This is a genomic window from Vibrio sp. SG41-7 (assembly GCF_014164465.1).
Taxonomy (GTDB): Bacteria; Pseudomonadota; Gammaproteobacteria; order Enterobacterales; family Vibrionaceae; genus Vibrio; species Vibrio splendidus.
Genome location: NZ_JACJFF010000034.1, coordinates 1 through 19,618, shown reverse-complemented (window position 1 = coordinate 19,618; position 19,618 = coordinate 1). Strand labels below are relative to the sequence as shown.

Genomic DNA, 19,618 nt, shown 5'->3' with positions numbered 1-19,618 from the left:
CATAGCAGTTATTGTGACATTTCTTTATGATTCGTCCAGTGGAAGCTTAAGATCATTGCCTCTGATTCCTTCAGAGTGTCCTTTCCTACACTGTTATTCTAATTTTCCCTCTTATTTGGAGTTGTTTGTGCATCGTTACAAAGAAGAATCCTCGAATCTAATCAAACTTGCGACACCAGTTTTGATTGCATCTGTCGCACAAACTGGAATGGGTTTTGTTGATACCGTAATGGCCGGTGGCGTAAGTGCTATCGATATGGCAGCGGTTTCGATTGCAGCAAGTATCTGGCTACCATCAATATTATTTGGTGTAGGTCTTTTGATGGCGTTGGTTCCTGTTGTTGCACAACTGAACGGTTCAGGCCGCCAAGTCAAAATTCCATTTGAGATTCAGCAAGGTGCATTTTTAGCGCTCGTCATCTCGTTACCTATTATTGGCGTGCTGTTCCAAACGCAGCTGATATTGGAATGGATGGACATTGAGCAACTCATGGCAGACAAGACCATCGGCTATATGAATGCGGTGATGTTTGCTGTGCCTGCGTTTTTGCTGTTCCAAACATTGAGAAGTTTTACTGATGGCATGTCTTTAACTAAGCCTGCCATGGTGATTGGTTTTATCGGTTTGCTATTAAACATCCCGCTTAACTGGATGTTCGTATACGGAAAACTTGGTGCCCCTGCTCTTGGTGGTGTTGGCTGTGGCGTTGCAACGGCTATCGTCTATTGGGTGATGTTTGCTCTGCTGTTCGCTTACGTTTTAACATCAAAGCGTTTGGCTAAAATCAACATCTTCGGGACGTTCCACAAGCCTCAACTTAAAGCTCAAATTCGTTTGTTTAGACTTGGTTTTCCAGTTGCTGCCGCTATCTTCTTCGAGGTCACGCTGTTCGCAGTGGTTTCCCTATTGGTAGCCCCATTAGGTTCATTGGTTGTTGCCGCACACCAAGTCGCGATTAATTTCTCTTCTCTCGTGTTTATGATTCCAATGAGCATCGGTGCCGCCGTGAGTATTCGTGTTGGCCATAAGTTGGGTGAAAACAACACTGAAGGTGCGAAGATCGCAACACACGTGGGTATCATCGTCGGTTTGGTAACCGCCTTTATGACAGCGGCATTAACAGTATTGTTTAGAGAGCAGGTTTCGTTACTTTACACAGAGAACACGGCGGTAGTTACCGTTGCGATGCAGTTATTGTTGTTCGCTGCGGTTTATCAATGTACCGATGCAATCCAAGTTATCGCTGCAGGTGCTTTGCGTGGATACAAAGACATGCGTTCGATCTTCAACATTACCTTCGTAGCGTATTGGTTACTTGGTCTTCCTATCGGCTACATCTTAGGGATGAAAGATTGGATTGTTGAACCTATGGGCGCACATGGGTTCTGGATTGGTTTCATTGTCGGCCTAACATCAGCTGCCATTATGCTTGGTATGCGTTTGCATTGGATGCATAAACAAGACGATGATGTTCAGTTAGAATTTAGCTCTCGTTAGATTCGTCCTCGCTAAACCGGTATCGCCGTTATCGCATACAAAAAGAGCTCTGATTTTCAGGGCTCTTTTCGCTTACGGCTGTAAATAATTTTGGGGGCGATTAGTTTATACTCAGAGATTAGTATTCACTCTTCTCTCTAACAAAGCGTGCAAACTTGGGCTTTCCGTTTTGAGTAAAGCCATTGTATCGAAAAGTAATACGGCTACCTATTTCGGGCGGTGCGAGCCTCATCTGGTCACTGAACCCGCTTCCAATATAAAATTCCACACCCTCTTCTGTGTGAACCAAAATCGAACCCATCATCCCTTTATACTTCCCTGTTCCGCCTTTGTAACCAATAACCGTGGCTTCCGCATCGTGATGCCTTTTAAGCTTTAAAAGGTCATTACTTCGACCGGCTTGATAGCGACTGGTGATCTTACGAAGCATCAAACCTTCACCATTACTCTCATCGACATTATCGAGTTGATGGAACAGAGCTTCTTCATTGTGAGTCGGTACATGTTCAATGTAGCTGACATGAGGTTCTCCAATCATGCTTACCCAATGCAAGATGTTGTAATAGCGCTTTTGATAATCACCAGCAGCCCCTGGCATATCAAACAGCATGAAATCTATTTGGCGCCACGCTACGTCACTAGGCGTATGATCGAGGACGGTAGATTGGACTAAGTGGAACTTACCTCTTCCTGCCCACAACTCCCCTTCGAGATGCACCTTAGGCAAGTTTTTTGTAAACCACTTCGGTGAGTAAATGCGATTTCCGTTTCGAGTATAAAGGTGTTGTCCGTCCCAAAGAGCCCGAATCCCATCAAGCTTTTCACTCTTCCAGTATTCAGAAACATCAATGCCTTGTTGGTATGTATTGGCCAGTACCAAATGGTCGGGAGGTAAATAGGATGAATGAGAAGAAAGCGAACACGCCCATAGAGTTGCTATCGCCAATTTAGTTAATCTCATCATCTGCTCCGTATTGATATCTGTAGTGGTCAACAAACGCCTTTAATCCTAAGTGTTCTGACACGTAGGTAGGCAACCTTTGCTAGAAGATGCGATCCACACGCCAACCTTATTTAACTTTCAATTTCATTCATGTAATTAATGACTTATGGGTCTCAAATGTTCACCCATTTTTAGTTCTCATATTGAGAAACCGACTTTCTCAATATGAGATAGAGATTAGCGATCAAGTTAAGTTATTGAAAAATATAAACATAAAAGTTGGCACATTCAGTGCAATTGTCCATACATACTCAAAAGGAGATATCGCTATGGAACTACGTAAGATTGATTTAAATACAACGACACTGACTCTTTCTATCTTCGGTGATTTAGATGCAGCAGGTAGCCGTGATGCTCAGACCGATATTGACGATGTAATCTCAAATGATGGCCACCCTGAAATCGAAGTTGATTTTAGCCAAGTTGAGTTTTTAGATTCATCTGGTGTTGGCGCAATTGTTTACATGTTCAAACGCCTAACTGAGCGCGAGCGCAACATGCGACTTGAAAATGTGACTGGCCAGCCTCTTGAAATTATGAACTTGCTACGTATTGGCCACGCTATCCCAGTAAATTCAAAAAATCCTACAAATTCATGAAGATCCACTAAGCTAGAAGTAACAAAACATAATAATAAAAAGTAAAAACATAGGACGTTGGCATGAAAATACTGAAAAACTACATAGCCCTTTCTCTGTCTGCTTCAGTTCTAGGTGGCTGTACTAGCTACCCTGAACAAGGCACTGGCGGCTTGGCTGAAAGTTATGACTCTATTAATTACCAAAATGCCGACTTTTCTCCTGTCATGCCAGACGAGCCTCTTGGTCCTGAACACGGATTACGTTTTGATTGGCAACTGGCTAAATTACATCTTGATGCCTTGATTCAAGAAGGCGCCCGTTGGTGCTTCCCCGCTGCTGTTGTGCAAGCGATAGAGAAGCAAAATCGTATCGCTCGCGAACTACAAGGTGGCCTGCTTCTAGATGCGGCAAACGACCTAGTCATTCAAAGAAAACGTTTAAACGAACTTGAAGTCCAACTGGACTATGTGACGTCACAAGCACGGTGTGAACCACCAAAAAACGAAAACCAATTTAGAATGCAATTGTCGGTTATCGAACAGTTGTACGACCTGCTTAACGTTGACAACCAATTCGCGGAAAACTCTACCGAAGTCAACCCCAAGTACATGGGACGACTTGCCGAGGCGACGACACTACTGAAAGAGCATAAATCTCTAGACCTTGTTGTTACGGGTCATGCCGATGCGACGGGGACCGAAGAATATAACGATAAGCTAGCACTAGGACGAGCTAAGCAAGTCGAACGCTACCTAACTATTTTTGGCTTAGGTGCTCAGCGAATAAAAGCAGTGTCTGTTGGGGAAACTGTCCCTCTTTTTGAAGGCGAATCAGACGGTACGCGTTTAACTAACCGCCGAGTGAGTATCGAAGTTATCTCCCCTAAAAATGCCGCGAAAATGGGAGGTGGATTATGAAATTATTGATCGCTTTTATCTTCACCCTATCGTTAAGCTTTACGAGTGTCGTGAATGCGAGCGAAGAGTTTTCAGACGCGGTTCAAGTCGGTGATCTTATCCAAGTTAACGTACCCGGTGAAAGTACGTTAAATACAGGGTTCCAAGTGGATAAACGTGGCCGCATTACCCTTCCTGAAGTTGGCGCCGTATTTGTTGCGGGTTATGACAGTGAGCAGCTTAACAAAGTCGTTCTAGAATCACTGGCAACCGCTTATAAAGACCTTTCGAACGCTTCGGTGTACGTCAAAGAACAACAAATCATTATTTACGTTCAAGGTTATGTAGAACAGCCTGGCGAATACACACTGGCATTGGGTTCTAGCATCCAAATGGCGCTTTACGCAGCCGGTGGATTACGTCCGGGAGCACAACTGGACAAATTGATTCTCAAGCGAGGCGCGGACAAGAAAGAGTTTAACTACAAGCGTTTCCTTGATTCAGGTGACGAATCAACGCTACCTACTCTGCAATCACTCGATTCGCTTTTTGTTCCAGCATCGCCATTAGTAGGCAATATTGAACAAGAATTCGATGCTGCTAAGCTTGCTAACTCTGGTGACAGTGCCGATTCTCGCAATTCAATTAAAGTATTTGGCGAAGTAAATGCACCGGGTTCGTTCACTTATAAAGAGAGCACCGATCTGGTCGACGTACTAATGCGCTCGGGCGGTGTGACTCGTTATGCCAGTGTTGAGCAAATCCGAGTAATTTCAAACAACACGCCTACGCTATTCAACCTTAAACGTTATTTAGATTCTGGTGACGAAAGCCTACTTCCAATCTTACGCCCGGGTGCAACCATTTTTGTGCCGAAGCAAGAAGAAGAGATCAAATCCGGCGCCAACATGGTTTACGTTATGGGTGAAGTTGCCGCTCCCGGTGCTTTTGAAGGAAAAAGAGACGCCACCTTCATGGATATCCTTGCGAATGCTGGCGGTCCGACTCGATTTGCAGAATCGCGCCAAATACGTGTGATCAAAGCGGATGGCAGAGTACTTAAATTCGATTTAGCGGCTTACACAGAAGGTCTACCTAACTCTAACCCACCGAGTATTAAAGCCGGTGACGCTATTTTCGTTCCAGAGAAAACCGACATGAACGAGAAGTCTTGGTTGAAGATTGCACCAGACAGAGCGGTTAACGTTATCGGTGAAGTCAACCGACCTGGTCGTATTGAATGGTCAGATGAAATGAACTTCATGGGATTACTGGCCCACGTTGGCGGCCCTACGCTACGCGCTGACACATCAAAAATTGAAGTTGTGACGGGTAGAAAGATGGTTGTGTTTAATCTTGATGATTTCATCAGAAATGGCGCGCCTCGAGATCTGATGCCGCAAATTCGAGCCGGCTCTATCGTCCGAGTCCACGACTTGCCACAAGATCCTTCAGACAATAAATCTCAATGGGTACGTCAAAGCTCTGATGCTTCGATCTACATCTTTGGACAAGTGAATGCACCCGGTCGTTACCGCTTCACCAAAGACATGCACTTCCTTGATATCTTGTCTGCGGCAGACGGCCCTACTAAGGATGCCGATATACACAACGTTCGTGTCACGCATCGTGATAAAACCTACTCTAAAGTAAGCAAACTCAATCTATCGCTCTACTTTGAAACCGGTGACGAATCATTACTGCCAAATGTAACCACCGGTGACACCATTTATATTCCGGAGAAAGGTAAAAACTGGTTAGACACACCGAAAGAAGAAACCGTTCGTGTGCTTGGTGCGATTAACAACCCAGGTCGCTATGTGTTTAACGACAACATGACGATTCTAGATATATTGGCAGAAGCGGCAGGCCCTACTGACAATGCTTACGTAGAGAAAATTACCATTGTGAATATGTCTTGTTGCCAAGGCCAAGCTCGTACCTTCGACCTTGTTGAATTCAGCAAAACAGCCAATATTTACAACCTACCAGTACTGCGCGCTGGTGACACTATCTACATCCCAGATCGCCGTGAGAGCTTTATGGAAAAAGCTCGTGTAGGTCTAGAAGACATATTACGTCTAACAACAATGATTGTCTTAATAGGAGCTTTATAATGACAATTTCAGCGACCCATGCCGAAGTCGAGCAACTGTATTTAGCTTCTGAACTTAACGGACAGAAATCGATTTGTGTGACTGCCTGTCATTCAGGTGACGGTGTAACCTCTGTTGCTACTGCATTAGCAGAACGTTTTCTTCTTGCTGGTCATTCTACGCTTTATGTTGACCTCAACTTATACAACCCCGCTTTCAAAGATTTGAACATGTTAGAAGACAGTCAACAGGGGCAGTTAATAGAACATGTTGAGTCTCACCGGATGTTCATTGGTGTCCCGGCACCTCAAGTGGCATCAACACAGCTTGCTTATAAAGACCCGACAACGTTACAAAAAGTGGTCAACAAATGGCTAGAGAAATACGACAGAGTCATCATCGACACCTCACCGCTTCTCAACATTAACAAAGGGAATATCCCTGCACAGTCTGTTGCGAGTGCCTGTGACAGCACATTGATGGTTGTCGCCTATGGTGAAACGTCAACTCACCACCTAGAACAAGCGAAAAAGCTGCTTGATGCTCAGAGTATCAATCTAATGGGCAGTGTGATGAACATGAAACAAACACCTAGCTTTACACAAGAGTTGGTAAGACAAATCAATCGAATGAAATTCCTTCCAACTAAACTTCGCGATAGCTTGGCAAACAAGCTGTATCAAAATGAGTTTTTAAACCTGCCGATGTAACTTTTTCGCGCCACTGTAACTTTCTTGTACAACTATAGCTTTCTTGTACAACTGTATGGCTGTCATTGATACCATGACAGCCACCTATCCTATTAAACTTCAAGCCCCCGACAGCTCTAAATGCCCCAAAACCAAATTGGGTGTTTTTGGCGAAATTATTATTGAAAATAAGATTTTAAAAACCATTCAACGCATTTCACACACGTCAACCATGGTCTTATCACCTTTAAATCCCTTCAAAAATCAACAGCCCCATGCCTAACTTTAGCGGTAATGTGACACAGACGGTTAAAGTGCCATGTAAATCGCATCAAAGATGGAATTCGTACGATTATTCCCTAAGATTATAAATAGAGGTGGTTTTTGACGAATTTGTAATAGTTTGACAAAGTTATCCGATGGCTGTTGAAACACAGTGGATGAATTGGCAAATCACACTTCACTGACTTTGCACGTTTATCTATTCAAACTTCACCCATCCCTCCTTCTGCTCAAATGGTTCAAATACACGGAAAGGATCACCATCGAGCAATTTAGATAATCAATTTACCTTGGTTACCTTAGTTGTATTATTAAAGAGAAAGGAAACTCAATATGAAATACAAGTTAAGCTCCGTATTTTTGTTAGTAGCAGCAGCCAGCGGTAGCGGTAATGCTAACGCTGGAGAATGTGGCAGCGTAACAATCGCAGATATGAACTGGAACTCTGCAACACTGATCGCCAATATCGACCAATTCATCCTAGAACATGGTTATGGGTGTGATGCCGAACTTATCCCAGGCGACACCATGCCAACAGGCACATCCATGATTGAAAAAGGCCAGCCTGATGTTGCACCTGAACTTTGGAGCAACAGCTTAAAAGACGCATTGGACAAGGGTGTCCAAGAGAAACGTCTTCGCTACGCAGGTAAAGCACTTGTGAATGGCGGTGAAGAAGGCTTTTGGGTTCCAGCTTACTTAGTTAAACAATACCCAGAGATGGCAACCATCGAAGGTGTACGTAAAAACGCTAGCTTATTTAAGCACCCTGAAGACCCAGATACATCAGCATTTTACAGTTGCCCAGCAGGCTGGAACTGTCAGATCAGCGCCGGAAACTTGTTTAACGCTCTTGAGCTGGAAGACAGTGGTTTCACGATTGTTGATCCAGGCTCGAGTGCCGGCTTATCTGGCTCTATCGCAAAAGCTTATGAGCGCGAAGAAGCTTGGTTTGGTTACTACTGGGCGCCAACCGCCGTTCTAGGCAAATACGACATGGTTAAAGTTGACTTTGGTAGTGGTGTTAATGAACAAGAGTTCTTAACTTGTACCACCAAAGAAGACTGTGATTCACCTAAAGCGACGATGTACCCGCCTTCACCCGTTCACACTATCACCACTGAGAGTTTTGCGTCACGTGCACCTGAAGCTTATGACTACTTCACTAAACGTGGCTTCACAAACGATAAGATGAACTCCCTGCTTGCTTGGATGGAAGACAATCAAGCGGATGGTGAAGAAGCGAGCTTGCATTTCTTGAGTGAATTCCCAGAAGTATGGCACCCATGGGTTTCTCAAGAAGTCGCTAAGAAAGTTGAAGCTGAGCTTTAATCGCAGCATTTCGATAGCCGTTATATTTCAATGATAGCTATATTTCGAAACGCACTGTGCACTAAGGCTAAGCACTAAGCTTCAATAATACGGAAATAACGTCGCTATACTTGATGTTATTCATGATTCGGAGCCCTTTTCATAGGCGATTACCTCATCGCATGAACAAGTGGCTCCGAACTATAAGGATATAAAATGGCTGACACCAATTGGTTATCAACGTTTCCAGAGATGGAACGCGCTGATTTACGAACCATAAAAAAGACGCTAGATGGCGCATACCGTGAATTCTCTCGTGAATACGGTGAAATGATTGAATCTCTATTTGACCCTCTTCTTTCATTCCTTGTTTGGTTTGAAAAACTTCTTATCTCAACCCCTTGGATTATTGTCCTCGCCGTTTGTACAAGCCTTGTCTACGCCGCGAGTCGTTCTTGGAAACTGGCTTTAGGTTGTGTCGTTTCTCTGCTCCTTATTGGTTACTTTGGAATGTGGGAAGACACCATGCGGACGCTCAGTATCATTACTGTTTGTACCTTGGTTTCGATATTCTTAGGCATTCCGATTGGTATTGCGATGGCTCGTTCAAATCGAGCTCAATCTATCGTTACACCGATGCTTGATATCATGCAAACCATGCCGGCATTCGTTTACTTGATCCCAGTGGTGATGTTACTCGGCATCGGTAAAATTCCAGGGCTGATCGCCGTGGTTATCTACGCGATCCCACCTGTGATTCGTTTAACCAACCTAGGCATACGCTTAGTCGATAAAGAAGTCCTTGAAGCAGCAACCGCTTTTGGTGCGAGCAAGAAACAACGCTTATGGGGTGTTCAACTCCCTCTAGCAATGCCAACGATCATGGCGGGTATCAACCAAACCATTATGATGGCACTGTCTATGGTTGTTATCGCATCCATGATTGGTGTGAAAGGCCTAGGACAACCAGTTCTTAAATCCATCACCAACCAATATTTCACATTAGGCTTGATGAACGGTTTTGCCATTGTTGCCCTCGCAATTCTTTTTGACCGCGCTTCACAGGCATACGCAAGAAGAACCAATGCGCATTTAGGAGGACTCAAGCATGACTAAACCATTGATTGAAATTAGTGGTCTATACAAAGTGTTTGGACCGAAACCTATGTCTGTTATGAACCGAGTTCAGGACGGTGAACACAAAGATCAGATTCTTGCGGACACAGGTCATACCGTCGGTTTAAAAGAGATTAACCTCGAGATTAACCGCGGTGAAATCTTCGTTATCATGGGGCTTTCTGGCTCGGGTAAATCGACTCTAATTCGCCACTTCAACCGTTTAATTGACCCAACTCAGGGTAAAATTATGGTCGAAGGTATTGATGTAATGAGCCTCAACACCAAGCAATTAGAAGAGTTCCGCCGTCATAAAATGTCGATGGTATTCCAACGCTTTGGCTTAATGCCCCATCGCACCGTGGTAGAAAACGTTGCGTACGGGTTGGAAGTACAAGGCATCAAAAAAGAAGACCGTTTAGCGAAAGCCAATGAGTGGCTAGAAACGGTGGGGTTGAAAGGTTACGGCAAGCAGTACCCTGCCCAGCTTTCGGGCGGGCAACAACAACGTGTTGGGCTTTCGCGAGCACTGTGTACTAACGCTGAAATCTTATTAATGGATGAGGCGTTTTCTGCGCTCGACCCTTTGATTCGAAGTGAAATGCAAGATCAGCTCATTGAACTGCAAGAGAAGCTTCATAAGACGATTGTTTTCATCACCCACGATTTGGATGAAGCACTCCGTCTCGGCGATCGAATCGCAATTTTGAAAGATGGCGAGTTGGTACAACAAGGTACGCCACATGAGATTCTACTGAATCCAGCCGATGACTATGTAGAGGCATTCGTTAAAGACGTAAACCGTGCTCGTGCATTGACGGTTGAAACGGTTATGCAGCCTCCTCTCTATCGAATCACTTCAGAAACGATTGAAGGTGCTCTGGCACAAATGAAGATGCTGAAAAACGATTACGCTTATCACGTAACGGACGAAGGCTATCAAGGCCTAGTCACACAAGAGAGCTTACAAGACGCGGTTGAAGATGCCTCTGTTCATGACTTCAGCGATGAGATTTACGAAGAGGTACCTGCTGTTTTACCTGATGCGGTAATTGAAGAAGTACTTCCAGACACTATGTCTTGTGACTACTCTCTTCCGGTTGTTGATGAAGACGGTAATCTAAAAGGTGAACTAGAGAGAAGCGCTGTTGCTGATATCTTCTCAGAAAGTAGCGAGGAAGAAGTAGAAGCCGACCCAAAGCCAAAGATAGCTAAAGCTTCGTAGTTCTACTTTTCGTGATTTAAAGCACGGCTGTTTAAATTATAGCTGTTTGAATTACTGTTATTTGAGTTACAGCTATTTAGATTAGCCTAAACTACTTAACCCGCTCTAAGACCACTGTTGTTAATTCACTGCAGTGGTCTTTTTTATTTGTATTGGCCTCGTTTTCTCCTGAGCTCAACCGGCCCTTACGCTTATAGGCACCTAAGTTTATATTTCATAAGAGAAAACAAAATTAAATCAGTCCGTTAGGTTTGTCACAAACCCAGTAGCAAGATGAGCGAGATGCCAATTAAATGCTCTATTTGTACGGCAACCAGTTGAAATTATTCTAGAAAATGACTAGAACTTAATAGGGGCTGTTGACCTTTCGAGCTGGGTTTTGCAGCATCTTGTGGAAAATCAATACAAGGAAGAGGCTTTGACGTGTAGCTGGCCTACATGAAAAGTCTCTAACGCAGTAGAAATGAACCACAAGGGCTGCCCGAAGGGTTCAGCTAGGCGCCCCCACAAAAATCGTTTTATGCTTTGTTGAAGAATATTTGCTTAGAATGACTAGGCTACATACTCTTCGCCGCACCTAAAACGATTTTGACTAGGCGTCCCCATTCGAACAAAACTTAACCACGAAAGGTCAACAGCCCCTTTACTCACGGATATTATCCCGATCTTGATCGACCATTATGTCGAAGAATCACAAACACGCTTGGTCGCCATAAAAGAGGCTGTCGCTCAGAACGATGCTCAAACACTTGAGTTTGAGGTTCATACTCTTGGCAGCACGGCGCTATCATTAGGTAATCGCCCTTTGGGTGAGTTAGCTCGCGTTTTAGAGAAGCAATGTTTAGAACAGAGTCATGATGCCGCATTTCTACAAGTTGACGAATTGTTAGAACTCGCAGAGCGTTCAATCAAAGCCTTGCTTGAAAGAAAAGAGGCTGGTTTCAGCGAGCTCTGAATGCTCATCAGTGTAAGTGTCGGTATCAGATAAAAACTCAACATAGTCGTTATCAATATAGTCACCATTAATAGGCACTCTATCGTGACCAACAACGCGAGAAAGTACACCTATCGTTTCTTAAGAGATTGCATGCGGTAGATAACAAATACACAAGTCTCGTGTTGATGGATACATACCACTATGTTATCGATTAGTTAGGATAAAGTTTCAAAAGGAATACACAATGCGCCCTAAGGTATTGTTAGTTGAAGACTCCACCTCACTCGCCGTACTCTACAAGCAGTACGTAAAAGACGAGCCCTACGATATTTTTCACGTCGAAACCGGCGCGGAAGCTAAGATCTTCATTGAAAGGCACTCACCACAGCTTGTTATTCTCGATCTTAAACTGCCCGACATGCCAGGCGAAGAAGTCTTAGATTGGATAAGTGCGAATGAAATACCGACCGCCGTCATTATCGCGACAGCACATGGCTCAGTTAATATTGCTGTAGACCTCATCCAGCGCGGTGCGGAAGACTTCTTGGAAAAGCCAATTCAAGCCGATCGACTTAAGACCTCTGTCCGCTTGCATTTGAAACGAGCTAAGCTAGAAAACCTCGTCGATAACATGCAAAGCAAGTTCGATCGTGACCGTTTTCATAATTTCATTGGCTCTTGCCTACCCATGCAGGCGGTTTACAAGATCATTGATTCTGTCGCGCCAACCACTGCCAGCGTGTTTATTAACGGCGAGAGTGGTACGGGTAAAGAAGTGTGTGCAGAAGCGATCCACCAAGAGAGTCAACGTAACGGTAAGCCCTTCGTTGCCATTAACTGTGGCGCTATCCCTCGAGACCTAATGGAGAGTGAAATCTTCGGTCACGTCAAAGGAGCGTTTACTGGTGCGACAACCGACCGTAAAGGTGCAGCAATGCAAGCGCATGGCGGTACCCTATTTCTCGATGAGCTTTGTGAAATGGAACTAGAGATGCAGAAGAAGCTCCTTAGATTTTTGCAAACCGGTACGTTTACTCCACTCGGTGGCAACCGCGAGATTAAAGTTGATGTCAGGATTATCTGTGCGACCAACCGCGATCCACTGGTTGAGGTAGAAGAAGGACGCTTTAGAGAAGACCTTTACTATCGTGTTCACGTTGTGCCTATCGAGATGCCACCGCTTCGTGAACGAGGAGGTGACATTGTCACGCTATCCAATTACTTCTTAAAGCTGTACGCGAAGCAAGACAAAAAGAAGTTCAAATCAATAGACAAAGAAACGCAGAATCTACTTAAGCGTTATGCGTGGCCAGGCAACGTGCGTCAGTTGCAAAACATCATCCGTAACATCGTGGTGTTGAACAATGAAACAAGCGTGACCAAAGACATGTTACCGCCTCCGATTAATAAAATAGATGCAGCTCCAACCTCGAAATCAGTGACACCAATTCGAGTAGCGGCGCCCCAAACTGCTGTTGTGGAAACACCAGAAGCTAAGTTGCCACCGATTACTCCTGAAGAGTTGGAGCAATCGTCAGTTGTTCCCGCTAACAACGACCCGATGACGCCCGCATTTACAACAAGCGGAGGTGCTATTCGTCCAATGTGGCAAATAGAGCGCGAAGCCATTCAACACGCGATCAATCATTGCGATGGGAATGTGCTAAACGCTGCTGTGTTGTTAGAACTTAGCCCTTCTACCGTCTACCGTAAGAAGCAGGCTTGGGAATCGGAAGATGAGTACAATCAAGCCTAGCCAAGGTGTACTCAACGTAAACCTTCATGAAATTTGGCTGTTGATCGACAGCCAAACTTTTGGAGGTATAGAAACGCATGTTTTAGAATTAGCACAAGGCCTGATTTCTGAAAGCGCTCAGTATTCAGATGCTGTTCGAATCGTTCTTTTGACTCAGTTTAATCCTGAAGCGATCATCGTTGAAAAGTTGAATACGCTGAACATCCCTTTTAGTTACCTCTCCGATTTAGCCTTATGCTGTTCAGATTCAAACGGCAATAGCGCGACACAGCTTAAACGTGCAGTTCAACATTATCAGCCAAGGCTTATCCATGCTCATGGTTACAAAGCCAGTTTGGTCAGTAAACTCATCAAGCTCCCACCGTGTTTTAACAACACCAAACAAATCACCACTTATCACGCAGGTGAAACCCCAGCAGGCAAAGTATGGCTTTATGACTGGCTCGACCGTTACAGCAGCTTTCTTTCTGATCAGTCGCTCGTGGTCAGTGAGAAGATTAAAGCGAAAGTGCCGAGTAAAACCCATCAATTGAATAACTTTGTTAAAGTCCCAACCGGGTTAACAAACTCCCCTTCATCAAGCCCATTCCATGTAGGCTTTGTGGGGCGGTTAAGCCATGAAAAAGCGCCTGATCGATTTGTCGCATTAGCCAAACAGTTTCCTGATGCTCGGTTTGAGCTTTTTGGTGACGGACCCGAAATGGAGGCCTTAGTTAAATCGCAGCCTGATAATGTTACCTTTCATGGGCATCAGACCAATATGGACGACGTCTGGAGCCAAATCGATTTGTTAATCATCCCTTCCCGCTTTGAAGGCTTACCTATGGCGGTATTAGAAGCCATGATTCGCGGCATTCCCGTTCTCGCTACCTCAGTTGGTAACTTGCCTAAGCTCATCGTGCACCAAGTTAATGGCTACCTCGCCAATTCAGAATCTGATTCAGAAACAGTGTTAGTACTAGAACAGCATTTATCCTCGTGGATGTCATTGACGAGCGAGCAACGTGACTCTCTCAAGAGTAACGCGATAGAAACCGTGAAAGACCAATACTCGCCACAAGCTGTTGTCCCGCAATTGTTGGAAATCTATCAACTCGACCGTTAATACTCGTCTTAGTAGTTAACTGGTCATTTGGGCTAGATGATTTAAGTACTTTAGACAGTTTTATACTGATTCTCAAAATGACAAAGCTCACCTCAAGGCTAAGCCCTCACTTAATAATCCAACACTAAATCAGTTAGTTAAACAAAATGCATAACTGGCACTCGCTTTGCAATATTTAACATCAGGCGTAACTACGTCTCACAAAATTGCGAGCCGAGTCATTAAGAGTTTATTTGCGAATAGAGGTCACAATGGTCCACCCTGAAGCCAATAGATTGCCAGTCATCATCACGATCAGCGCCTTGTGTGTCGGGCTCGGTATTGTCTGGTACTTCGTGCCGCATCCCGCTGTTATTGTTGCGCTCGCTCTTGTGCCATTGGCCGGATTATTCGTGTTAAACAAGACATTCTGGCTAGTCCTATTGTTCGTTGTCTTTTCATTTTTCCGAATTCACGAAGCCATACCTCAACTCTATTCGTTAAAAATACCACTGATGCTTTCATTAGGCGCTCTGTCGGCTCTTCTTTGGCATGCATTAATCAGTAAAGAGCTTAAAATCTTCTGGCACCCTTGTTTAAATTGGCTCGCCATTTTTTGGGTATTGGTTTTTATTGGTATTATCTTCGCGTCTAACAGGCCCGTAGCACTTGCAGAATTCAAAGGCGTTTATTGGAAAATCATCGTGATGACGCTTGCGATTACTTGGCTAGTAAATACCACTGAAAATCTCACAAAAACCGCGATGACGATTATTTACGCTGGCGCTTTAGTAAGCTCTATTGCCGTGTACAACTCAGTAAATGGCATTGGGCTTGTTGAAGGCTCACGTGTGACTATTGGCCGCGATTTTGGCTCTATGTTAGGTGACCCGAACGATCTAGCACTGGTACTGATGTTCCCACTCGCCTTTACGATAAGCCAAGCCACCACGACTGGCATCTCACGATCCAAACGCTTAATTAGCGGGTTAGTCTGTTTGTTGCTGCTCGCCGCCATTATTGCCACTCAAAGCCGTGGCGGATTACTGGGGTGTATTGCGGTGATTGGTATTTTTGCGTGGAAACTAGTGCGCTCTAAAGTTCTCTTAATCTCCGTAGGAACTGTCGTGGCCGTAGTGCTCTACTTGGTTGCTGGGATCTCAGACAGATCTTCTGGTGGTGCCGCTGAACAAGGTATCGATGAATCTGCAATGGGGCGAATCTATGCTTGGGAAGCAGCAGTAAAAATGGCAGTTGAGAATCCACTGACAGGCGTAGGGTTGAACAACTTCTTCTCGAACTACTTCTTTTATAGTTCGCACTGGGACGGACTGAATCACGCCGTTCACAGTACTTGGTTTGGTGTGTTAGCAGAGACCGGATTCATTGGTCTGATCATTTTTGTTTGTCTTATCGTTTCTTTGATCAAAACCTCTCGCTCTACGTTAACGAGGTTAAAAAACTCGGCCACAGAAATCGCCCCCGAGCTTAATGCGGTCGCCTATGCGATCTATGCCGGTCTGATTGGAACAATCGTGTCGGGTACATTTTTGACTCAAGGCTTCAACTGGCCGATTTACATCCTCGCAGCACTCACAGTTTGCGTCTCTAACGTATCTCATACTGCCTGTCAAAATGAGAAAACCTAAAAGTCAACTTGTAACTCATTGAAAATATTGCACTTATTAAATGGCACAATATATAAAAGTACTTCTATATAACAAAAAAGAGGATTTTCATTATGACGTCAGTATCTATACATCAATTCAAACATTGGCTTAAGTTTCATCCTAATTCTCGAATTAGAAATGTGTTTATCATTTTGAAAAACATCAGAAGCGCAGAGCTACCTACCCCTCAAGTACTTAATCGCTGCCTATATCAAGCGCACAAGCTAGTGGTGAATTTGGTTTCTGGCTTTACGCGATTCTTCTACTGGACTCCGGCTTTCAAAGGTCGTGTCGCTCAATGTGGCAAACGCCTGTATTTATACGGTGGCCTCCCTTTCGTCAGTGGTCCGGTACAAATTACGATTGGCGATAACTGCCGTATCTCTGGCCACACGACATTCTCTGGTTGTACCCAACCACTTGAAGGCTTGGAACACCCACTACTGTCGATTGGCAACAATGTAGACATCGGTTGGCAATCGACCATCGCTGTTGGAGGTAAAGTCGTTATCTCCGACAACGTACGCATCGCTGGCGGCGCTTTCCTGTTTGGATACTCTGGACACCCGCTTGATGCAAAACGTCGAGCACTAGGTGAAGGCGATGACCCTCAGCAAATCGGCGACATCATTCTTGAACAAGATGTATGGCTAGGCACCAATGTTACCGTTAAAGGTGGCGTAACCATCGGCGAAGGTGCCGTAATAGCCGCAGGCAGCGTGGTAACAAAGAACATCCCTGCCTTCGCAATCGCAGGCGGTAACCCTGCTCGAGTTGTCGGTCAGATTAAATCCGTTGAAGTGACAGAATCCGATGTGTTCGATTCGTTAGAGACTCATGGAGGCGACCATGCGTGATTTAATCGTATTTGGTGAAGACTTTGGCGGTCTGCCTTCATCGACTCAACACTTGGTTCGCCACTTGGCTAAACAACATAAAGTCTTATGGGTCAACTCTATTGGTCTTAGACAGCCAAGACTGTCAGTTAAAGACATCACTCGTGCATTCAATAAACTGACAGGGCGAAGCAACGCAGTTACTCAAAACATGCTGGATCCACAAAACGCCGCTGATTCAAACGACCAAGGCAACATAACGGTCGTGAACTTGAAAACCATTCCTGCGCCTTCTTCTAAGTTGTCTAGAAAACTGGCTCAGCAAATGATGTTACGCCAGTTGAAGCCAGTTATTGCTGAGCTGAAACTTCATAATCCTATCTTATGGACTTCCCTTCCTACCGCTGTTGATTTGTGCGGACACTTAGGCGAGTCAGCGGTTGTTTATTACTTCGGGGATGACTTTAGTGCGCTCGCGGGCGTTGACCACAAAACTGTCGCTCAGCATGAATTGGAATTGATTGAAAAATCAGATCTGATCTTCGCTGCTAGTGAAAAGCTGATGGGCAAATTCCCTAATGAGAAAGCTCAACTCTTACCACATGGTGTCGATGTCGGGCTATTTTCTACACCAGTTCCAAGAGCACACGACTTGCCAAGCAACCACCGCCCGATTGCAGGCTTTTACGGAAGCTTATCTGAATGGCTGGATTACGACATGGTCAAACATGTGGCGACAGCCATGCCGGAATGGGACTTTGTATTCATCGGCCCTAATGAGCTTGATACATTGTCGTTGCCTAACCTCGATAATGTTCATTACTTGGGGCCTCGCCCACATCACACGTTGCCAAGCTATTCACAACACTGGGATGTGAGCCTATTACCTTTCGTTGATAACGAACAGATCCGAGCATGCAGTCCATTAAAGTTGATGGAATACTTAGCCGCGGGAACTCCTATCGTGACCACCCCTTTTCCTGCAATGGTCCCTTATAAAAATCACGTTACGTCCGTTGAAAATGCACAACAGATGGTCGAAGCTCTCGAGCAAAGCCGTCACCTTGAAAACTCGCCAGTCTCTGTTGTCTCTAAAGACAGCTGGCAGAACCGCGGTAACTTCGTACATTGGATGTTGGAGCTATTATGAATAATCTGAAATTGCGGTTATTGTTCATCTTGAATGCCATGTGGCGCCAACGCTACGTTATTGTTCTACCAATCCTTATTTTGCCCTTTGTCGGCTTTGGTGTGAGCAAGTTGGCTCCAACTAAATATGACGCGCATACCAGTATGTTGATTCAAGAAACGGCCAAAATGAATCCATTCTTGGAAGACATTGCCGTTTCTACCATGCTCAAAGACCGCCTTAACGCGTTGAGAACACTACTTCATAGTCGACATGTGCTTTACTCGGTTGCTGATGAACTGCAATTAACCACGCCCGATATGCCTGAAATTGAGAAACAAGAGATCATTACTGACCTATCTCAACGTCTAACGGTGACTCAGCTTGGAAAAGATTTTCTAAAAATCAGCTTAAGCTCAAACACGCCAGATGGAATGGAAGCGACGCTTCGTTCGGTAAGTGAACATTTCATTGAACAATTGCTCGCTCCGGAACGTTCGTCGATTGAAGACTCGAGTAACTTCTTGAAAATTCATATAGATAAACGCAGTGCTGAACTTGAAGTAGCAGAAGAAGCTCTTGCCTTATACATGAATGAGAATGTTCATTCGACGCCTGAGGTACAGAGCCAAAGTTTGAATCGCTTAGCGTCACTCAAACAAACACTCGCAGAAAAAGAGGCCGAGTTATCCGGTGTTGAAAAAAGCTTAGGGTCAATCGATCAACAGCTTTCAAAAACCAACCCTGTGATAGGTCGAATAGAAGATCAGATCATCGATATTCGTAGTGAACTGGCTCTGCTTCAAGCCAAATACACAAACAAACACAGTGCCGTACAAGCTAAAGTTCGTGAACTAGACAGACTTGAAAATGAGAGAAAGAGTTTGCTCGATGTAACCCAACCTACGATGAACAGCGACCAGCTTTGGGACATTGCAAGTAGTACGACACTGAACAAACTTTCGGATACCCAACCTCTTTTAGTCACCCAACTACACAGTTTACAACTGGTTCGCGCTCGCTTTGAGTCTTTAACTGAAGAAACGAAAAGCCTTCGTACTATGATTTTCGAATTAGAACACAAGGCGAATAACTTCGGTGAAAATGCAAAAGAGATGTATCGCCTTAAACGCCAAGTTGAAATCAAGCGTCAGCTATACGATGAACTGACAGAGCGTTATGAAATGGCTCAATTAACGGGTTCGCTTGGCGTATTCGAGCAAAACAAACGTGTGAAGATTATCGATTTACCCTTCACGCCTAGTATGAAATCTAACATACCTTCTTTTGTGTTTGTTTTGGCTGGTTTCGTTGCAGGTATCGGCCTTGGCATTGGGTTGGCGATATTGTTTGAGCTGTTTGACTCTTCAATCAAGCGTAAAGATGAAATTGAAGACATCTTAGGTGTCCCTGTGATTACCGTTATCCCTAAAATGAGTTGATTAGCCTAAAAGCTATTTTTAACTTGCTAGCTTCTTAGCTTCTTAGCTTCTTAGCTTCTTAGCTTTC

The 19,618-nt window shown here is 44.5% G+C and carries 17 protein-coding genes; 16 read left to right on the top strand and 1 reads right to left on the bottom strand.

What is annotated here, in order from left to right; all coding sequences use genetic code 11:
* The first annotated feature begins 127 nt into the window (after nucleotides 1-127).
* Nucleotides 128-1,498, top strand: a complete 1,371-nt coding sequence (locus tag H5300_RS11390) for an MATE family efflux transporter (protein WP_004733791.1) — start codon at nucleotides 128-130, stop codon at nucleotides 1,496-1,498.
* A gap of 118 nt (nucleotides 1,499-1,616) precedes the next feature.
* Here the strand turns inward: H5300_RS11390 and H5300_RS11385 are convergent, their stop codons facing one another.
* Nucleotides 1,617-2,459, bottom strand: a complete 843-nt coding sequence (locus H5300_RS11385) for a DNA ligase (RefSeq protein ID WP_182796003.1) — start codon at nucleotides 2,457-2,459, stop codon at nucleotides 1,617-1,619.
* Nucleotides 2,460-2,770: 311 nt separating this feature from the next.
* On the opposite strand from H5300_RS11385, the gene H5300_RS11380 reads away from it, so the two are divergent.
* The 15 genes from H5300_RS11380 to H5300_RS11310 all read left to right on the top strand — a co-directional run bounded on the left by H5300_RS11380 (nucleotide 2,771) and on the right by H5300_RS11310 (nucleotide 19,551).
* Nucleotides 2,771-3,100: an STAS domain-containing protein gene (locus H5300_RS11380; RefSeq protein ID WP_004733793.1), complete on the top strand. Its 330-nt coding sequence runs from the start codon at nucleotides 2,771-2,773 to the stop codon at nucleotides 3,098-3,100.
* A 62-nt stretch (nucleotides 3,101-3,162) separates the two neighbouring features.
* Nucleotides 3,163-3,999, top strand: a complete 837-nt coding sequence (locus H5300_RS11375) for an OmpA family protein (protein WP_182796002.1) — start codon at nucleotides 3,163-3,165, stop codon at nucleotides 3,997-3,999.
* Nucleotides 3,996-6,095 carry an SLBB domain-containing protein gene (locus H5300_RS11370; protein WP_017090932.1) on the top strand — a complete coding sequence of 700 codons (2,100 nt, stop codon included), beginning with the start codon at nucleotides 3,996-3,998 and terminating at the stop codon, nucleotides 6,093-6,095. Before H5300_RS11375 ends, H5300_RS11370 begins: the two co-directional genes overlap by 4 nt.
* Nucleotides 6,095-6,784 (top strand): tyrosine-protein kinase family protein, encoded by a 690-nt coding sequence (locus H5300_RS11365; protein ID WP_102482961.1) that lies wholly within the window; start codon nucleotides 6,095-6,097, stop codon nucleotides 6,782-6,784. The genes H5300_RS11370 and H5300_RS11365 overlap by 1 nt, the downstream gene beginning before the upstream one ends.
* A gap of 55 nt (nucleotides 6,785-6,839) precedes the next feature.
* Entirely contained in the window at nucleotides 6,840-7,046 is a 207-nt protein-coding gene (locus H5300_RS11360) for a hypothetical protein (protein WP_182796001.1), read from the top strand.
* 332 nt (nucleotides 7,047-7,378) lie between these two features.
* Entirely contained in the window at nucleotides 7,379-8,377 is a 999-nt protein-coding gene (locus H5300_RS11355) for an ABC transporter substrate-binding protein (protein ID WP_182796000.1), read from the top strand.
* A gap of 195 nt (nucleotides 8,378-8,572) precedes the next feature.
* The gene (locus H5300_RS11350) at nucleotides 8,573-9,472 is read left to right on the top strand and encodes a proline/glycine betaine ABC transporter permease (RefSeq protein WP_004733798.1); all 900 of its coding nucleotides are present in this window, start codon (nucleotides 8,573-8,575) and stop codon (nucleotides 9,470-9,472) included.
* A complete protein-coding gene (locus tag H5300_RS11345; RefSeq protein ID WP_182795999.1) occupies nucleotides 9,465-10,697 on the top strand; it encodes a glycine betaine/L-proline ABC transporter ATP-binding protein in 1,233 nt (410 codons plus the stop codon). Before H5300_RS11350 ends, H5300_RS11345 begins: the two co-directional genes overlap by 8 nt.
* A 604-nt stretch (nucleotides 10,698-11,301) precedes the next feature.
* Complete coding sequence (locus H5300_RS11340; protein WP_182796012.1) at nucleotides 11,302-11,652, top strand: Hpt domain-containing protein; 351 nt, start codon at nucleotides 11,302-11,304, stop codon at nucleotides 11,650-11,652.
* A 226-nt stretch (nucleotides 11,653-11,878) separates the two neighbouring features.
* On the top strand, nucleotides 11,879-13,390 hold the full coding sequence (locus H5300_RS11335) for a sigma-54 dependent transcriptional regulator (RefSeq protein WP_004733802.1): 1,512 nt from the start codon (nucleotides 11,879-11,881) through the stop codon (nucleotides 13,388-13,390).
* Nucleotides 13,371-14,495, top strand: coding sequence for a glycosyltransferase family 4 protein (locus tag H5300_RS11330; RefSeq protein ID WP_182795998.1), 1,125 nt, complete (start codon nucleotides 13,371-13,373; stop codon nucleotides 14,493-14,495). Before H5300_RS11335 ends, H5300_RS11330 begins: the two co-directional genes overlap by 20 nt.
* A gap of 251 nt (nucleotides 14,496-14,746) precedes the next feature.
* The gene (locus tag H5300_RS11325; protein ID WP_182795997.1) at nucleotides 14,747-16,123 is read left to right on the top strand and encodes an O-antigen ligase; all 1,377 of its coding nucleotides are present in this window, start codon (nucleotides 14,747-14,749) and stop codon (nucleotides 16,121-16,123) included.
* A gap of 92 nt (nucleotides 16,124-16,215) precedes the next feature.
* Nucleotides 16,216-17,001, top strand: a complete 786-nt coding sequence (locus H5300_RS11320) for a DapH/DapD/GlmU-related protein (RefSeq protein WP_182795996.1) — start codon at nucleotides 16,216-16,218, stop codon at nucleotides 16,999-17,001.
* A complete protein-coding gene (locus tag H5300_RS11315) occupies nucleotides 16,994-18,130 on the top strand; it encodes a glycosyltransferase (RefSeq protein WP_182795995.1) in 1,137 nt (378 codons plus the stop codon). Before H5300_RS11320 ends, H5300_RS11315 begins: the two co-directional genes overlap by 8 nt.
* On the top strand, nucleotides 18,127-19,551 hold the full coding sequence (locus H5300_RS11310; RefSeq protein WP_182795994.1) for a Wzz/FepE/Etk N-terminal domain-containing protein: 1,425 nt from the start codon (nucleotides 18,127-18,129) through the stop codon (nucleotides 19,549-19,551). Before H5300_RS11315 ends, H5300_RS11310 begins: the two co-directional genes overlap by 4 nt.
* The last annotated feature ends 67 nt before the right edge of the window (nucleotides 19,552-19,618 follow it).